Genomic DNA, 15651 nt, shown 5'->3' with positions numbered 1-15651 from the left:
AAACCGCTTTTCGTTTCGGCGGCAGTGCTCCCGTATGGTAGCTTCCACCGCGAATGCGGGATCGAACCCCGAGGTCGTCGTCGTCGGCGACGGCATCGCGGGTCTCTCGGCGGCCATCTTCACCGCCCGACACGACCTGGAGACGTTGGTCCTCGGCGACGGCGAGTCGATCCTCCGACGGAACGCCCATCTGGAGAACTATCCCGGGTTTCCAGCGGGGATCAACGCGCGACTTCTGTTGGAGATGATGGGCGAGCAGGCCGACCGCGCCGGCTGCGACCGACGGGAGGCGACGGTGACACACGTCGACCCCCTCGACGAGGGGTTCGCCGTCGAGACGGCCTTCGGGGATCGGTACGAGACCCGATACGTGATCGCCGCGACACGGAACCCGGTCGGCTACCTCGCCGACGTCGAGGGACTCGGGGTCATCGACCGCGGGAAGACGTTCCTCGAAACCGACGAGCGCGGTCGAACGGGTGTCGAGGGGCTCTACGCCGCGGGTCGGATCGCGGAGAAACCCTATCAGGCGGTCGTGAGCGCCGGTCACGGTGCGGAGGTGGCCGTCACGTTGCTGGAGGACGACGACCGGCCGTTCTACCACGACTGGGTGACCCCCGAGGGCTACTTCACCGGACGTGGTCGCGACCTCCCGCCGGGCTGTGAGGAGGTCAACGACGCCGAGCGCCGGCGGCGGGAGGACGAATCGCGGGACGTCGTTCGGGAGTACGTCGCCGAGCGTCACCCGGACGACCAGCAAACCCATCCGAGTCTCGGGGAGGAGTAGTCGTGCCGTCCGCTCGAAACGGGAGGCATAAGTGCGCCCGTCGGATATGGGTGACATAATGGCTAACGGCAAGTACGCAGGGCGAAAGCTCAAAAAGGACCGCCAGAACCACCGGTGGTCCGACTCGAAGTACGCCCGCCGCGCCCGCGGGCTCCGCGAGAAGACCGACGCGCTCGAAGGTGCGCCACGAGGTCGGGGTATCGTGCTCGAAAAGGTCGGGATCGAGGCCAAACAGCCCAACTCGGCGATCCGTAAGTGTGTGCGGGTCCAGCTGATCAAGAACGGCAAGCAGGTCACGGCCTTCTGTCCCGGCGACGGCGCGATCAGCTTCATCGACGAGCACGACGAGGTCACCATCGCGGGTATCGGTGGCGCGAAGGGTCGCGCGATGGGCGACCTCTCGGCGGTCAACTACAAGGTCGAGAAGGTCAACGGCGTATCGCTGATCGAACTCGTTCGCGGCAACGCGGAGAAACCCGTCCGATGAGCGAGAGCGAAGCCCCCGAGACCGAGGAGGAAGAACAGGGAGAAGGTGAAGAGGAGGTCGTCGCCGAGGAGGAGGCCGAACACGAGGCCACCGCCGGCGCGAAGCTCTTCGAGAAGTGGGACGTCACCGGGATCGAGTACGTCGACCCGAGCACCGAGCGCTATCTCAACGTGACGCCGGTCGAGCACACGATGGGTCGTCACGCGAGCAAGCAGTTCCAGAAGAGCGAGATCTCGGTCGTCGAGCGGCTGATCAACCGGCTGATGCAGACCGGCGAGAACACCGGGAAGAAACAGCAGGCGACCCGGATCGTTCGCGACGCCTTCGACCTCGTCCACGAACGCACCGACGAGAACCCGGTTCAGATCCTGGTGCGCGCGGTCGAGAACGCCGCGCCGCGCGAGGAGACGGTGCGGCTCAAGTACGGTGGGATCTCGGTCCCGCAGGCCGTCGACATCGCCCCCCAGCGCCGGGTCGACCAGGCGCTGATGTTCCTCGCACAGGGTGCGTACAACGCCTCGTTCAAGTCGCCGACCGACGCCCACGAGGCGCTCGCCAGTCAGCTCACGGGCGCGGCGGACTACGACGTCCAGAGCTACGCGATCAACCAGAAAGAAGAGCGAGAGCGCGTCGCGGCCGCCGCACGCTGACGGAACCGGCTCCTCGGTCCGACGCGGGTTCGATTCGTCGTTTTCCTGTTTCGCAACACCGCCATAGCCGTGGCGAGGCTCGACGAGATCGTTCGATACCGACGTGAGTACTGTCCGCGAGACGGGAGTCCTTCCGTCGTGATGTCGGCGGCGAGGCCGGTCGAGTCGTTACTCGGTGGTGCGTCCGAAGGTGGTCCATCTGCATCGAGCGCTCAGTCGGCGGCGTAGCCCGTGCGGATCGCGTACTCGCGGGTCGCCTCGACGAGCGTCCGGCGGTACTCGCTGGCGTCGGGGTCGTCTGCGAGCGTGCGGAAGCGGCGTTTGAAGGCGGGCAGGTCGACCCCGGCGGCGTCGTCGGCGGCGGCGTGGGCGAGGTCGTAGAGGCGGTGGTCGTCTGGGATGCAGTCGTGGCGTTCGAGGAGGGCGAGCGCGAACGCGGCGTTCACCGCCGTGATGTTCGGGTCGGCGGCGGGGGTGAGGCGTTTCCAGGTTGGTGGGTCGACGGGTCTGTCGGCGAGCGCGCTCGCGAGGCTGGATTCGAGGAAGGCGACGAGTCGATCCGCGGGGGCCACGCTCAGGGTGATGTCGTCGGCGTAGATGTCCTTCATGTGATTCGCGATCTGATAGCACTGGGTGAGGGTCCGGCGCTCGACGGTGTGGCCCGCGAGCGCGAGGGTGATCGCTTCCCTCGTGGACTGGATGTGGGAGGGATGGGACTGCTCGTACCGGCGCATGTGCGAGTACTCGTGGAGGGCGAGCGGGCGGGCCATCGCGCTGCTCGCGGCCTGACGCGAGATGTTGAGGACGTGGCGGTCGTCGTAGTGGGCGGTCCACGTCCGCGAGTCCGGGTCCTCGCGGATCGTGACCTCGACGGGTAAGTCGAGGTCGTGTTCGGTCTCGAAGAGGTCGCACGCCCCGAGAAACGGCTCGGTTGGGCCGGGCGACTGCACGCGAACATCCATGTGTATCAGTACCAGGGGGTTGCCCGGTATGACTCTTGTGCCGGCCTCGTGGTCGTGGTCCCCGGGGACGGATCGAGTTCGTTCGCTCCCCCGAAACTCCGAAAGACTCACATCGATCGTCCATCGAGCCTCGCGGTCACTCACTTCGTTCGCTCCCCCGAAACAGCACCCTTTTGACCTTCCTTCCGGTAGGATTTCGTATAATGGGCCGACGCAAACAGATCGTCCAAGAGTGCGAGCGACTGATGGACAAACCGGAGAACATCCGGAACATCGCCATCGCCGCCCACATCGACCACGGGAAGACCACCCTGACCGACAACCTGCTCGCCGGTGCGGGCATGATCTCCTCGGACCTGGCGGGCGAGCAGCTCGCGATGGACACCGAGGAGGACGAGCAGGAACGCGGGATCACCATCGACGCGGCGAACGTCTCGATGACCCACGAGTACCAGGACACCAACCACCTCATCAACCTCATCGACACCCCCGGCCACGTCGACTTCGGGGGCGACGTGACCCGTGCGATGCGTGCGGTCGACGGCGCGCTCGTCGTGGTCGACGCCGTCGAGGGCACGATGCCCCAGACTGAGACTGTGGTCCGGCAGGCGCTCCGCGAGGGCGTCAAGCCCGCGCTGTTCATCAACAAGGTCGACCGCCTGATCAACGAACTCCAGGAGGGCCCCGAGGAGATGCAGGAGCGCCTCCAGAGCGTGATCGGCGACGTCAACGAGCTCATCCGCGGGATGGCCGAAGACAAGTACGAGAACGAGGGCTGGAAGGTCTCCGTTCAAGATGGGACCGTGGCCTTCGGCTCCGCGCTCTACAACTGGGCCACCAGCCTGCCCCAGATGCAGGAGACGGGCATCGACTTCGGCGACATCATCGACTACAACCGCAACGACAACATCGACGAACTCCGCGACAACTCGCCGCTCTCGGACGTGGTGCTCGATATGGTCGCCGAGCACTTCCCGAACCCCGAGAAGTCCCAGCCCGAGCGGATCCCAACTGTGTGGCGTGGCGACGACTCGACCGACCTCGCCGAGAGCATGCGTCTCGTCGACGACGAGGGCGAGGTGGTCTTCATGGTCACCAGCATCTCGATCGACCCCCACGCCGGCGAGATCGCAACCGGCAGGCTGTTCTCGGGCACCATCGAACGCGGGCAGGACCTCTACGTTTCGGGGACGGCAGGACAGAACCGTGTCCAATCGGTCGGGCTCTTCATGGGTGGCGAGCGCGAGGAGGTCGACCGCATCCCCGCCGGGAACATCGCGGCCGTCACCGGCCTCCGGGACGCGATCGCGGGTTCGACCGTCTCCTCCGTGGAGATGACGCCGTTCGAGTCGATCGAGCACATCTCGGAGCCGGTCATCACGAAGTCCGTCGAGGCCCAGTCGATGGACGACCTCCCGAAGCTCATCCAGACCCTCCAGCAGGTCTCGAAGGAAGACCCGACCATTCGGGTGGAGATCAACGAGGACACGGGTGAGCACCTGATCTCCGGCCAGGGTGAGCTCCACCTCGAAGTCATCACCCAGCGTATCGAGCGCAACCAGGGCATCCCGGTCACGACCGGCGAACCGATCGTCGTCTTCCGGGAGGCGGTCCAGCAGGCCTCCGAGACGGTCGAGGGCCAGTCGCCGAACCGCCACAACCGCTTTTACATCACCGTCGAACCGCTCTCGGAGGACATCGTCGAGACCCTCCAGCTCGGCGAGGCCTCGATGGACATGCCGGAACTCGAACGCCGCGAGGCGCTCCAGGAGGCCGGCATGGACAAGGACACCTCCCAGGCGGTCGAGGAGATCCACGGCACCAACATCCTCGTCGACGAGACGAAGGGTATCCAGCACCTCAACGAGACGATGGAGCTCGTCATCGAGGGCTGGGAGGAGGCGCTCGACGACGGGCCGCTCGCCGCCGAACCCGTCCAGGGCACCCTCATCCGGCTCCACGACGCGCGGCTCCACGAGGACGCCATCCACCGGGGTCCGGCACAGGTCATCCCCGCCGTTCGCCAGGCCGTCCACGGCGCGCTGATCAACGGCCGTATCTCGATGCTCGAACCGATCCAGAACGTCCGCATCGACGTTCCCTCCGAGCACATGGGTCCCGCCTCGGGCGAGATCCAGGGTCGCCGGGGCCGCGTCGACGACATGTACCAGGAGGGCGACCTCATGGTGGTCGAGGGCGTCGCGCCGGTCGAGGAGATGATCGGCTTCGCGAGCGACCTCCGGTCGGCAACTGAAGGTCGCGCCTCCTGGAACACCGAGAACGCCGGCTTCCAGGTCATGGCCGACAACCTCCAGCCCGAGACCATCCGCGAGATCCGCGAGCGCAAGGGCATGAAGCTCGAGCTGCCGGCCGGCGTGGATTACTTCTAACCACTTTTTTACTCCTCGGGTTAGCTCGTGGTTCGAAAGACGCGAAGCGTCTTTCGTCATCACGAGACGGCGAAGCCGTCTCGAACGACTTCGCTCGCTAACCACTCTCTGCTCACGGGCGCGAAGCGCCCGTTCGCACGGCACGAGGGACCGAAGGTCCCTCGCTGGTCGCAAAAACCTGGACTAAAAAGGCTGCTCGCTCACTTCGTTCGCTCGCAGTACAACCACTAACCCCTCCGCCCAGCACCGCTACCACACCCGCAAGCTGCACAGCACCGCCACTGCCGAAGCCCTCCGCGCGCTCACTCCGTTCGCGGTGTTCGCTTCGCTCACACCAGTGCGCTCCGCCCTTCATCCGCCAGGAGAGCACAGCTCTCCTGAGCCTCGGTTCGCGCCTGCGGCGCTCACCGAGACGCCAGGCCCGCACCGCAACCGCACGGCGACCGCAACCGCACGGCGACCGCAACCGCACCGCCACACCGCCGCCCCGCCACCGCACCGCGACCGCCCGCCGGCGGGCGGCCATCCACAGACCGAAGGTCACGGAGCGCGTTGTCGAACCGTGAGCGACGAGTACGTGGTCGAGGTCAAATCGTCCGCGCGCCGTGCCAGCCGAACGGCCGGCGAGTGGGTCCACGAACACGGCCGCCGCCGCACCTTCGAATCGGAGGCGCTCGCCCGCGAGTGGGCGCGCACCGATGCCGACGGCCGGGTCTGGGTCCAGAACGCGGCCCCGCACGACGCAAGCTCGGTCGACGGCTACCTCGTCGCCGGCCGCCGCCCGACGAGAACTCGCGCGACCTCGACCCAATCGACCATCGGCGGATAGCTGTCGCTTGCTGGGTGAAATCGAAGAATGCGCCGGGGGTGAGATTTGAACCACGCACGGACGTTCCTGCTCGCTCGTTACACTCGCTGTGCGGGCTGCGTCCGTTCTCGTTCAAACCACACGGTCTAGCGTATCCGCAGAACATACCAGCGACTACGTCGCTCGTGGGGTACAATCGAAGAATGCGCCGGGGGTGAGATTTGAACTCACGTGTCCGTGAGGACAGTTGCTTTCGAGGCAACCGCCTTGGCCAGGCTAGGCTACCCCGGCTCATCTATCGATCCGGCGGACGCCCTGTTATCCGTTTCGGTCTCCGATCGCCATCACTAAGCGCCCCGCCGCACCCGTTTGGGCATGGATGTCACGGCGGCCACCGAGGAGATCGACGCAGTTCTCGACGCCCTCGGTACGACCGTGATCGCCGAGCGCTCGCTGCTCGAAACCGTGCTGTTGGGCGTGCTCGCCCGCGGTCACGTCCTGTTCGAGGACGTCCCCGGCACGGGCAAGACCCTGATCGCCCGGAGCACCGCCCGCGCGCTCGGGCTCTCCTTCTCACGAGTCCAGTTCACCCCCGACCTCCTGCCCGCCGACGTCACGGGGACCCACATCTACAATGAGGGGACGGGCGAGTTCGAGTTCTCGCCCGGTCCGGTCTTCGCGAACGTCGTGCTCGCCGACGAGATCAACCGTGCCCCGCCAAAGACCCAGGCGGCACTCCTCGAAGCCATGGAGGAGGGCCAGGTCACCGTCGACGGCGAGACCCACGCCCTCCCGGAGCCCTTCTTCGTGCTCGCGACCCAGAACCCCGTCGAGATGGCGGGCACCTTCGAACTCCCCGAGGCCCAGGTCGACCGTTTCCTCGTCAAGACCGCGATCGGCTACCCCGACGAAGCGGGCGAGGTCGAACTCCTCCGCCGGCGGGCGGCTCGCGAAGCACGCAGCCCGGAGACCGAGGAAGTCCTCTCGGCCGAACGCGTTCGCGCGCTACAGACCGTCCCCGAGACCGTTCGCGTCGACGAGGACCTCCTCGCCTACCTCGTCGCCATCGCGCGGGCGACCCGCCAGCGCTCGACCTGCTCGGTGGGGGTCTCACCACGAGGCACCCAGCGGCTCTTCGAGGCCGTCCGTGCCCGCGCGGTGCTCTCCGGTCGGGAGTTCGTCACGCCCGACGACGTGAAGGCCATCGCCCCCGCCGTCTGTGCGCATCGGCTGGTGCTCACGCCGGATGCCGCGGTCGAGAACGTCGAAAAACGGTCGGTGGTCGCCGACGTGCTGGACTCGGTTCCGGTGCCGACGGTCTGACCCGTCGAAGTCGTTACTCGGCCGCTTTCTGCTTGAGGTAGATCGCGAAGCCGATCATCGTCGGCGGCCAGAGCCCGATGAACATCCCGCGCTGCTCGTTGCCGCGGACGTAGTACTCGTAGAGCGCGAGCGCGACCGAGCCGACCGCCCCGAAGGCGAGGTACGGCGCACCTGATTCGTCCGGGACCGCGTCTGTCTCTGACATTGCAACCCCGCTTCGGTCGGGACCCGAATACACCCCCGGAACGGGTCGGTTCCTTCCGTAGCCGCTACCCTGATACGGGTTCGATCGGGCAATGATTTCGTGAAATTTGAGAAGAAAACATCGCGAAACACGAGGTCGACGGAGGCCCGATGAACCATCCGGACGACCGATAGTGATCCACCTCCACCTACGGCCGGAGGGCGATGGCGAGCACTACTGCGCCACAGAGCAACACGACCGGTGCGAGCGCCGGCCCGCCGCCGACGAGCCGATAGACCAGTGTGCCGACGACCGCCGCCCCGAGCGCGAGCCCCGTACTCGCACCGGCGTGGACGAGTTCGAGCCGCCTCGTCTCGGCCGCCCGCCCCAGCTCCGCACCGAGGTCGATGGCGAACGTGGCGACGTCCCACGCGACCACCGTGCCGGCGGTCGAAAGCAGGAGGAGTTCGGGCGGCGCGTCGGCGAGCCCCGCGAGCAGGACGCCACAGAACACCCCCGTCGCCCCGAGGGTGACGGCGGCGTGCGAACGCCGGTAGAGCCCCGCGCCGACGGTGACCGTCCCGAGCGCACCGAGGCCGAACGCGGCGGGCGAGACGGCGAGCGCGAGCGTGCCGACCGCCCCCGCGACGACCGCGACCCCCTCACTCAGTCGTGGCGGCGACGGATCGATAGCGTGGCTCACCGCGAGCCTCCGGCGCGTGCGAGCGCCACCGCGAGCGGTTCGTCGCCCCAGTCGATCACGGGGATCCCGGCGGCCCGGAGTTTCGAGAGCCGGACCCGGCGTTCGGTTCGTGCGAGTTGACTCCCCGGCGTGTCGGTCGCCGTGGGGTCGGGGCTCACGACGCTCACGCGGTGGCCGCCGACGTCGAGCCGCCGGAGCAGCCGAACGAGGGCGTCGTCACAGACCGGCGCGCAGACCACGACCTGCGCCCGCGCGGGGAGGCGTCGTCGGAGCCGCCGGAGCCGTATCGAGGGGAAGAACGGCTCGTCGGGCGGGGCGGGGGCGAACGCCGGGTGGGTGGCGAGCGCCTCGCGGACCTGCGCGCGATGGGTCGGTCCCGATCCGGGCGCGAGCCAGTAGGGGTCGGGCGAGAGTGCCGCGATACCCGTGGGGTTCTCCGCGTTCGTGAGGCCGACGTAGAGCGCCCCGGCGGCCCGCACCGACCGCGAGACCGCCGACTCCGCCTCCGGCCCCGACGCGCGGTAGGCTTCCTCACGGGCGTCGACGAGGAGGACGACCGCGGCGGCGCGTTCCTCGCGGAGGTCGACGGTCGAGAGGTCGCCGGTCTTCGCCAGCCGGTTCCAGTCGACCCGCGAGAGGGGGTCGCCCGGTCGGTACTCGCGGGTGGCCTGGAACGCCACCCCCGACCCGCCGACGTCGGTGAGCACGCGACCGGGCTGGTCGATGGTCTGGTCGCGGAGGCTCCCCTCGATCCCGAACCCGAGCGGCGGAACGCACGTCAGCGGGGTGTCGGTCGCCGCGGGGACCCGCGCGACGCGCTCGGTCGCCCCGACCGTATCCCGGAGCAGGACGAACGCCGACTCGAACCGGTGGACGCCACGCGTCGCGGCGATGCCGTACGAGAAGCTCGCGGTCTCGCCGGGTCTGAGCGGCGCGGTCGCGAACCGGGGCGACCCCTCAGCGACCCCGAGCCCCGGCGGGACGCCGTCGACGACCCGGAGGTCGTTGCATATCGCCTCGCCGACGTTCTCGACCTCGACGGTGACGGTGACCGTCTCGTCGGGTGCGGGCCGGGACTCGCTCACGCTCCGTTCGATCCGGAGGGTGACGGGCGGCGGGCGGGCCGACCGCGAGACCGCGGCGAAGGCGATCCCCACGACGCCACAGAGCACCAGCCCGGGGACCGCGGCGAGGATCCCGACCGCACCGGCCACCAGCGCGAGCGCGCTCACCCCCCGCCACCGTCCGGTTCTGCGGACCGTCTCGTCCTCCACCGCCACCTCTTCGCGACCGGCGGCCGAACGCCGGGTCCGGCCCGTGCTCATTGCTCGTGCTCCCGGTCGGCGATCCGCGCGAGCGCGTCGATGGCGTGGCGTGCCCGTCGACGTGGGCTTGGCTCGCCGCTGAACGCCGCCCGGAGGCGCTCTTCGAGGGGGACGTCCGACGCGTGCGCCTCGGCGAAGAACGCCGCGGCGTGGGGGTCGTCGGTCCAGGTCCCCGCAGCGAGGCGCTCACGGGCCGTCGCCTCGCTCTCGCCGTCGCGGACCAGCACCGCCACCGCGAGTTCGTCGAGACGGTCGCGAATCGAGCGACGCTCCCCGATGCCGAACCGGCGACCCCGCGAGCCGAGCGCATCGAGTTGGCGGTCGAGTTCGGTACCCGGTGTCGGGACGGAGAGCGGCCGTTCGGGCGTCGGCGGTTCGGTCCGCTGTTCGTCGGTGGTCGCGCGTTCGTAGACCGCCGCCGCGCCCGCGAGCCCCGCGACCACCCCGACGAGCGTGAGCAGGCTCGGTGTGACCTCGACCGCGAGCGAAGGCGAGACCACGACCGCGAGGCCGGCGAGCACGCAGCCGACGCCGACCGCCACACCGAGCCCTCGCCAGTTCACGGCTCCTCCGCGTAGGTCTCCTCGATGCGTCTGAGCGCGCTCGTCGCCCGCCGCTCGCGCTCGTCGGTCACCCGCTCGTCGCCGTACCGAACCCGCGTGAAGAGGTCGGTGAGTTCGTCGACGTCTCGCCCCCGCATCCCGGCCTCGGTCGCCGCACGCGCGAACTCGCCCGGCGTGCTCGACTCGGGACGCGCCACGTCGAGGTGGTCGGTCATCTCGCGCCACGCGCGGTAGACCCCGTTCTCGAGCGTCGTGTCGTGCTCGATCCGGTCGGCCGCCCGCCCCGCCGCTCGGCCGACCCCGGCCATCCCCGACGCATCGGTCGCCGTCGAGTCGCTTTCGTCCGTCTCCCCCTCGTCCTCCGACCGGAGGACGGCCGCGAGACCAACGATCAGCACCGCCCCCACCGCGACCGCCACCAGCGGGAGCTCCGTCGAGACGGGCTGGAGGGCGGTATCGGCTGCGCCGCCCGACCCGCCGCCCGGGAACGAGGGCTGGCCCGCCCCCATACCGCTCCCGTTCCCCCGCTGTCGACCGTCGCTGCCGAACAGTTGGAGGACGAAGTAGCTCGCCGCGAGCAGGGTACCGAGCACGACCGCGCCGACCGCGACCCGCCGGAGGTCGCCGAGGTCGAACTCCTTCCAGAGCAGAACGAGAAGCACGAGCGCCGTCACCCCGACCACGACGAGCAGGAGCTGAAAGAACTCGGCCGGGAACTCACCGACCGTCTCCGGCGACGGCGACCCCCCGAGACTGAAGCCGCTGCCCGACCCGAAGAAACCGCCGGAGCCGCCACCGCTCCCGCCGCCGGCTCCCGGGGTGGCCGTCGGGGCGTCGATGACGGCGGCCCCGACGGCGAGCGCGAGCACCGCGAGGAGGGCGATCAGCACCGAGGCGAGCCTGCTCCGATTCACAGCGAATAGCCGCAGCCGGCGTGTTTGAGCCTTTCCCTCACCTCACACGGTGATCTAGACGGTGTCGGTGTCCTCGGCATCGTCGAGCGCCGTGAGGTCGCGCTCGTCGTTGTACTCACCTCGGCCGCCCGCCTCGCCGGTGAGTTCGCCGTGGAGTGCCTCGCGGACCTGCTCGGGCGTGTCGTACTCGTCGTCGAGCCGGCGGAAGACGTCGCCCATCGACTCGGTCTCGTTCGGCATGTCGATCGGCTGGTCGGCGTACTCGGTCGCGAGGTCCTCGCTGCTGACGGGGTACTTCCGCTCGCGGGTGTCGGCCTCGACCTCGTCGAGGATGTTCTCGACGTGCTCGGCGCGGTCCCGCTGGCGGTCGCGTGCGTCGCTCATGTCGGAGTTGTCGTTCGGCATACCCCGTCCTACGGGAGTCGGACGAAAAAACCCACCACCGGCGTACGCAACCCGACCGATCACGGTGTCGGACGACGGGAGACGCTCGGCTCGGCTCTGATGCGACAGGTGCGGAAGTCCGCTCTCCCCGATTTGAACGTCGGAAGACGACCCGCTCGCTCCGCTCGCGCGCTGCGACTTCCGTGCTCAAACCATGTCGACCGGATTTGCAAGCAAGTCCGCTCTCCCCGATTTGAACTCACTCGCAACGCTCCGCGTTGCTCGCTGCTCAAATCGTGTCGAGACGGATTTTCGACTGCTCGCCTTCGCTCGCAGCAAAAATCCGCTCTCCCCGATTTGAACGGGGGACAAGTCGATCTACAGTCGACTGCTCTGCCAAACTGAGCTAAGAGCGGTTACCGATACTACCCCGGTCGTCGGGTTTAAGAATTTCTGTTCGTGTCGGACGCGTGTGACGGCCGGGAAGATTGAAGTAGCCGGCTGTCGTCCCCTCGGCAAACGGATGAGCAAGATCACGTTCCGCGCGGACGACGAGCTCATCGAGGAGCTCGAAACCCTCGACGCCTCGAAGAGCGAGGCGATGCGTGAGGCCCTCCGGACCTACCTCGCGCGGGACGAACCCACCGTGTCCGACACCGCCGACAGCCTCGATGCACTCGTCGCCGAACGGGTCGAGGCCATCGTCGACGACCGGCTGTCCGGTGCGTTTACGCCGTCACAACCCCAGGATATCAACGTAAACATCACGCTCGACGGCGCTGCGGTCGAAGACGACGAAGCGGAGTCGACCGCGCGTAAGACGCCGGCCCCGGACGCGCAAACGGCGTCGAACGAGCGTAAAACCTGCGGTCAGTGTGGCGAGGAACTCGACTCAGAGAACGTTTACTGCCCGAATTGCGGGGAGAAGGCGAGCCACCGGGTGTTCTGTGAGTGCGGCGACGAACTCCGCTCGGACTGGGCGTTCTGTCCGAGCTGCGGTCGTCGGACGCCGGCAGCCGACGTTCTCGACGGACCGTAAACACCGAAAACCAGTCGTAGACGGCGTTTGCGACCGATCCTCGAAACCGTCTTACGCCTTCCGGTAGATTTATTACACCGGCGACGATTGCATACGATTGCGTAAGACGACCGTCTTACAGTCGGGTCGATGGAGACGACCTCCGGTTCCGTACAGCGGTTCCGGTCTGTAAGACGCGTCCCCACAGGAGACAACAAATGGAGCGTGTGACACTACGGATCCCGAAGCAGCAGATAGAGGAGGTCGAACAGATGGTCGAACTCGGTGAGTATCCCACCCGAAGCGAGGCCATCCGGGCGGCGGTGCGCCGGATGGTCGCCGAGGAGAACCAGAGCGAGCGACGGGCCGAGCGCCCGTTCGCGAGGGCCTGACGATGCAGGACATCGTCGAGTCCGCGCTCGAAAACGCCGAGAAGGAGAAACAGCGTCGGGACGAAACCGAACTCGACGAGTTCGGCGACCCCCGGATCGTGGTGGTCGGCTGTGGCGGTGCGGGCAACAACACCGTCAACCGGCTCTACAACATCGGCGTCGAGGGTGCCGAGACCATCGCGGTCAACACCGACAAACAGCACCTCCAGATGATCCAGGCCGACACCCGGGTGCTCGTCGGGAAGACCCTCACCCAGGGGCTCGGCGCGGGTGGCAACCCCGAAATGGGCGAGCGCGCCACCGAGATGGCCCGTGGCACCCTGAAGGACGTGCTCTCGGGTGCGGACCTCGTGTTCGTCACCGCGGGCATGGGTGGCGGCACCGGCACCGGTGCGGCCCCGGTGGTCGCGCGGATCGCGGCCGACGAGGGCGCGATCGTGGTCGGGATGGTCTCGACGCCGTTCAACGTCGAGCGCGCGAGAACCGTCAAGGCCGAGGAGGGCCTCGAGGAGCTCCGCAACGAGGCCGACTCGATCATCGTCCTCGACAACAACCGGCTGCTGGATTACGTCCCCAACCTCCCGGTCGGCAAGGCGTTCTCGGTGATGGACCAGCTGATCGCCGAGACCGTCAAGGGGATCGCCGAGACCATCACCCAGCCCTCGCTGATCAACCTCGACTACGCCGACATGACCTCGATCATGGACCAGGGCGGCGTCGCGGTGATGCTCGTGGGCGAGACCCAGGACAAGAACAAGACCGAGGAGGTCGTGAAGGACGCGATGAGCCACCCCCTCCTCGACGTGGACTACCAGGGCGCATCGGGTGGCCTGGTCCACATCACCGGCGGCCCTGACCTCACCCTGAAGGAGGCCGAGGAGATCGCCGAACGCATCACCGACCGCCTCGACCCCAGCGCGAACGTGATCTGGGGCTCCCGGATCCGCGAGGAGTACAAAGGCAAGGTCCGCGTGATGGCCATCATGACGGGTGTCCAGAGCGCCCAAGTCCTCGGTCCCGACGCCCAACAGCAGGCCGACCGCTCGCGGGCGGCGCTCGACGACGGGGAGTCGCTCTCCGGTGTGGAGTCGACCGGGGGCGACGACCGCGGTGAACAGCACAACGGCCTCGACGTCATCCGATAGGTCCCGCTGACCGGAGTGCCCTCCACGCACTCGAAATATTATATATCCAATTCCTTTCGTTTTCTAGCCAGCTTCCGTACTGCGTTTGCGACCGAACGTTCCAGATAGAATAGCGTGATAGGTTCGGTTACTGGTTCGTGTACTACACGGTCGATGTCGGTCTCGTCGAGGTCGAAGCCGACCGACAGTCGTATTCTCGTGCGGGGAGAGCACCCGCACATGACCGATTGGCAGGGCGTCGACCACGTCCAGTTGTGTGTTCCGGAGGGCGAGGACGCGAGGGAGCGAGCGACGCGGTTCTACACCGAGGTTCTCGACTTTGATCCGCTCGACAAACCCGACTCGCTCGACGGCACCGACAGCTTCTGGTTCGGGGCGGGTGGGGTCGAGATCCACCTCGGGCCCGAAGCCGAAACGGAGCGCTCGCGTCGCCATCCCGCCTTCGTCGTGGACGAGCTCGAACCGATACGCGAGCGGCTCGAAAGCGAGGGTATCGAGATCGGTTCCGAACCGCCGATCCCCGGTCGGGAGCGCTTCTCCTTTCGCGACCCGTTCGGCAACCGGATCGAGTGCATCGCGTACGAGGACTAGGCGGCGTGGACGGCCTCGGTGAGCTGGCAGGTCCGACAGAGGTCGCGGGTGGTGGCCGAACCGCACCGCTCACACTCGCCGAGCTCGGGTCCGTCCTGCCGGTAGGCGCGGGCGGCGAGCTCGGCGAGCTCCTCGTAGCCCGCCATCACCGAGTGCCGTGTCCCGGGATGCTGGGCCTCCATCTTCAGCAAGAGCTCCTGTATCTCCTTTCGGTAGGCCTCGCTGGAGTGGGGACACTCGGCCATGTGCACGGGTAGTTCGGCGAGGTGGGCGTAGAGCGCGACCTCCTTTTCGGGGACGTCCCTGAGGGGCTTCGCGCGCGGGACGAACTCCGTGGAGTCGCTGCGCTCGGGAAACGGCCCGAGGCTGGCGTCGAAGTGTTTCGCCATCTGGGCGACGTCACCCTCGAAGAAGTTCATCAGCGCGGTCTGGGCCTCGTCGTCCAAATTGTGGCCCGTGAGGAGTTTGTCGGCGTCGAACCGTTCGGCGTAGTCTGAGAGCAGGTCGCGCCGGAAGACCCCGCAGTAGGCACACGGGGCCATGTTCTCGGGGTCCGTCTCGGCCACGTCGTCCATCTCCAGATCGAACTCGTCGGCGTAGCTCACGACTTCGTGGCGGATGTCGAGATTCTGAGCGAGTTCGCTGGCGGCGTCGAGGCTCTCGTCGCGGTAGCCCTCGATCCCCTCGTGGATCGTGAGCGCGACCAGCTCGATCCGGGGATCCTCGGCGAAGGTCTCGGCGAGGATCGAGGTCAGGACGACGCTGTCCTTCCCGCCCGAGAGCCCGATGAGCCAGGTCTCGGGGGTCTCGGGGCTCGCGTCGGGGCCGATGAGCCCGTCCTTGCGGACCCGCCGCCGAAGTCTGGACTCGACGGACTCCCGGAGGTGGTGCTCACAGAGGTGCGCACCGGAGTAGGCCGCGTGGAGCACGGCCTCGCAGTCGCACTTCGTACAGTTCATGCCGCGAGTTGTCCGCTTCGGCGTTTCACGGTTTCGCCTCCAGAACCGACCCCTACTTCCCGTCGA

At 67.7% G+C, this 15651-nt stretch carries 18 protein-coding genes and 2 tRNA genes; 10 read left to right on the top strand and 10 right to left on the bottom strand.

Translation table 11 applies throughout. The features are described from left to right. Positions 1 to 34: 34 nt before the first annotated feature. From GT355_RS08750 to GT355_RS08740, 3 genes are read left to right on the top strand one after another with little or no spacing between them, the layout of a single operon-like run. Entirely contained in the window at positions 35 to 787 is a 753-nt protein-coding gene (locus GT355_RS08750; RefSeq protein ID WP_160134293.1) for an NAD(P)/FAD-dependent oxidoreductase, read from the top strand. Between the two features lie 58 nt (positions 788 to 845). Then, positions 846 to 1274, top strand: coding sequence for a 30S ribosomal protein S12 (locus GT355_RS08745; protein ID WP_007691533.1), 429 nt, complete (start codon positions 846 to 848; stop codon positions 1272 to 1274). Next, positions 1271 to 1924 carry a 30S ribosomal protein S7 gene (locus GT355_RS08740; protein WP_160134292.1) on the top strand — a complete coding sequence of 218 codons (654 nt, stop codon included), beginning with the start codon at positions 1271 to 1273 and terminating at the stop codon, positions 1922 to 1924. Before GT355_RS08745 ends, GT355_RS08740 begins: the two co-directional genes overlap by 4 nt. 212 nt (positions 1925 to 2136) lie before the next feature. Here GT355_RS08740 and GT355_RS08735 read toward each other — a convergent pair whose 3' ends face one another. Then, entirely contained in the window at positions 2137 to 2886 is a 750-nt protein-coding gene (locus GT355_RS08735; protein ID WP_160134291.1) for a DUF5781 family protein, read from the bottom strand. A 203-nt stretch (positions 2887 to 3089) separates the two neighbouring features. On the opposite strand from GT355_RS08735, the gene GT355_RS08730 reads away from it, so the two are divergent. Together GT355_RS08730 and GT355_RS08725 are read left to right on the top strand one after the other, a co-directional pair. Continuing rightward, entirely contained in the window at positions 3090 to 5276 is a 2187-nt protein-coding gene (locus GT355_RS08730; protein ID WP_160134290.1) for an elongation factor EF-2, read from the top strand. Between the two features lie 562 nt (positions 5277 to 5838). Next, the gene (locus GT355_RS08725) at positions 5839 to 6105 is read left to right on the top strand and encodes a DUF8081 domain-containing protein (protein ID WP_160134289.1); all 267 of its coding nucleotides are present in this window, start codon (positions 5839 to 5841) and stop codon (positions 6103 to 6105) included. A gap of 185 nt (positions 6106 to 6290) precedes the next feature. Here the strand turns inward: GT355_RS08725 and GT355_RS08720 are convergent. Next, positions 6291 to 6375: transfer RNA gene (locus GT355_RS08720), tRNA-Ser, on the bottom strand. 84 nt (positions 6376 to 6459) lie between these two features. Between GT355_RS08720 and GT355_RS08715 the strand changes: the two genes are divergently transcribed. Beyond that, the gene (locus GT355_RS08715; protein WP_160134288.1) at positions 6460 to 7407 is read left to right on the top strand and encodes an AAA family ATPase; all 948 of its coding nucleotides are present in this window, start codon (positions 6460 to 6462) and stop codon (positions 7405 to 7407) included. A gap of 13 nt (positions 7408 to 7420) precedes the next feature. Here the strand turns inward: GT355_RS08715 and GT355_RS08710 are convergent, their stop codons facing one another. From GT355_RS08710 to GT355_RS08680, 7 genes are all read right to left on the bottom strand, one after another. Continuing rightward, positions 7421 to 7612, bottom strand: coding sequence for a hypothetical protein (locus GT355_RS08710; RefSeq protein ID WP_120072040.1), 192 nt, complete (start codon positions 7610 to 7612; stop codon positions 7421 to 7423). A 187-nt stretch (positions 7613 to 7799) separates the two neighbouring features. Beyond that, a complete protein-coding gene (locus GT355_RS08705) occupies positions 7800 to 8294 on the bottom strand; it encodes a DUF7519 family protein (protein WP_160134287.1) in 495 nt (164 codons plus the stop codon). After that, positions 8291 to 9619: a DUF58 domain-containing protein gene (locus tag GT355_RS08700; RefSeq protein WP_160134286.1), complete on the bottom strand. Its 1329-nt coding sequence runs from the start codon at positions 9617 to 9619 to the stop codon at positions 8291 to 8293. Before GT355_RS08700 ends, GT355_RS08705 begins: the two co-directional genes overlap by 4 nt. Beyond that, positions 9616 to 10182, bottom strand: coding sequence for a DUF7269 family protein (locus tag GT355_RS08695; protein ID WP_160134285.1), 567 nt, complete (start codon positions 10180 to 10182; stop codon positions 9616 to 9618). Before GT355_RS08695 ends, GT355_RS08700 begins: the two co-directional genes overlap by 4 nt. Next, the gene (locus GT355_RS08690; RefSeq protein WP_240145762.1) at positions 10179 to 11096 is read right to left on the bottom strand and encodes a DUF4129 domain-containing protein; all 918 of its coding nucleotides are present in this window, start codon (positions 11094 to 11096) and stop codon (positions 10179 to 10181) included. The genes GT355_RS08695 and GT355_RS08690 overlap by 4 nt, the downstream gene beginning before the upstream one ends. A gap of 54 nt (positions 11097 to 11150) precedes the next feature. Further along, entirely contained in the window at positions 11151 to 11501 is a 351-nt protein-coding gene (locus GT355_RS08685; RefSeq protein WP_120074517.1) for a DUF5789 family protein, read from the bottom strand. A gap of 321 nt (positions 11502 to 11822) precedes the next feature. Further along, positions 11823 to 11896 (bottom strand) — tRNA-Tyr (locus GT355_RS08680). Positions 11897 to 12003: 107 nt separating this feature from the next. Between GT355_RS08680 and GT355_RS08675 the strand changes: the two genes are divergently transcribed. The 4 genes from GT355_RS08675 to GT355_RS08660 all read left to right on the top strand — a co-directional run bounded on the left by GT355_RS08675 (position 12004) and on the right by GT355_RS08660 (position 14626). Beyond that, positions 12004 to 12519, top strand: coding sequence for a double zinc ribbon domain-containing protein (locus tag GT355_RS08675; RefSeq protein WP_160134284.1), 516 nt, complete (start codon positions 12004 to 12006; stop codon positions 12517 to 12519). 197 nt (positions 12520 to 12716) lie between these two features. Continuing rightward, positions 12717 to 12890 (top strand): ribbon-helix-helix domain-containing protein, encoded by a 174-nt coding sequence (locus GT355_RS08670; protein WP_160134283.1) that lies wholly within the window; start codon positions 12717 to 12719, stop codon positions 12888 to 12890. A 2-nt stretch (positions 12891 to 12892) separates the two neighbouring features. Then, positions 12893 to 14035 (top strand): cell division protein FtsZ, encoded by a 1143-nt coding sequence (gene ftsZ / locus GT355_RS08665; protein WP_160134282.1) that lies wholly within the window; start codon positions 12893 to 12895, stop codon positions 14033 to 14035. 219 nt (positions 14036 to 14254) lie between these two features. Beyond that, positions 14255 to 14626 (top strand): VOC family protein, encoded by a 372-nt coding sequence (locus GT355_RS08660; RefSeq protein WP_160134281.1) that lies wholly within the window; start codon positions 14255 to 14257, stop codon positions 14624 to 14626. Here GT355_RS08660 and ncsA read toward each other — a convergent pair. Next, entirely contained in the window at positions 14623 to 15585 is a 963-nt protein-coding gene (gene ncsA / locus GT355_RS08655) for a tRNA 2-thiolation protein NcsA (RefSeq protein ID WP_160134280.1), read from the bottom strand. The two genes, GT355_RS08660 and ncsA, sit on opposite strands and share 4 nt — an antisense overlap. Positions 15586 to 15651: the final 66 nt, after the last annotated feature.

Origin of the sequence: Halococcus salsus, assembly GCF_009900715.1 — an archaeon.
GTDB classification, from domain to species: Archaea; Halobacteriota; Halobacteria; order Halobacteriales; family Halococcaceae; genus Halococcus; species Halococcus salsus.
The sequence above is the reverse complement of the archived record's forward strand: the minus strand, read 5'-3'. Positions and strand labels throughout refer to the sequence as shown.

What these genes read in the sequence shown, in the direction of transcription:
- GT355_RS08750 (WP_160134293.1), top strand. Translation starts at nt 35, where the DNA reads ATGGTAGCTTCCACCGCGAATGCGGGATCGAACCCCGAGGTCGTCGTC.
- GT355_RS08745 (WP_007691533.1), top strand. Translation starts at nt 846, where the DNA reads ATGGCTAACGGCAAGTACGCAGGGCGAAAGCTCAAAAAGGACCGCCAG.
- GT355_RS08740 (WP_160134292.1), top strand. Translation starts at nt 1,271, where the DNA reads ATGAGCGAGAGCGAAGCCCCCGAGACCGAGGAGGAAGAACAGGGAGAA.
- GT355_RS08735 (WP_160134291.1), bottom strand. Translation starts at nt 2,886, where the DNA reads ATGGATGTTCGCGTGCAGTCGCCCGGCCCAACCGAGCCGTTTCTCGGG.
- GT355_RS08730 (WP_160134290.1), top strand. Translation starts at nt 3,090, where the DNA reads ATGGGCCGACGCAAACAGATCGTCCAAGAGTGCGAGCGACTGATGGAC.
- GT355_RS08715 (WP_160134288.1), top strand. Translation starts at nt 6,460, where the DNA reads ATGGATGTCACGGCGGCCACCGAGGAGATCGACGCAGTTCTCGACGCC.
- GT355_RS08710 (WP_120072040.1), bottom strand. Translation starts at nt 7,612, where the DNA reads ATGTCAGAGACAGACGCGGTCCCGGACGAATCAGGTGCGCCGTACCTC.
- GT355_RS08700 (WP_160134286.1), bottom strand. Translation starts at nt 9,619, where the DNA reads ATGAGCACGGGCCGGACCCGGCGTTCGGCCGCCGGTCGCGAAGAGGTG.
- GT355_RS08685 (WP_120074517.1), bottom strand. Translation starts at nt 11,501, where the DNA reads ATGCCGAACGACAACTCCGACATGAGCGACGCACGCGACCGCCAGCGG.
- GT355_RS08675 (WP_160134284.1), top strand. Translation starts at nt 12,004, where the DNA reads ATGAGCAAGATCACGTTCCGCGCGGACGACGAGCTCATCGAGGAGCTC.
- GT355_RS08670 (WP_160134283.1), top strand. Translation starts at nt 12,717, where the DNA reads ATGGAGCGTGTGACACTACGGATCCCGAAGCAGCAGATAGAGGAGGTC.
- ftsZ (WP_160134282.1), top strand. Translation starts at nt 12,893, where the DNA reads ATGCAGGACATCGTCGAGTCCGCGCTCGAAAACGCCGAGAAGGAGAAA.
- GT355_RS08660 (WP_160134281.1), top strand. Translation starts at nt 14,255, where the DNA reads ATGACCGATTGGCAGGGCGTCGACCACGTCCAGTTGTGTGTTCCGGAG.
- ncsA (WP_160134280.1), bottom strand. Translation starts at nt 15,585, where the DNA reads ATGAACTGTACGAAGTGCGACTGCGAGGCCGTGCTCCACGCGGCCTAC.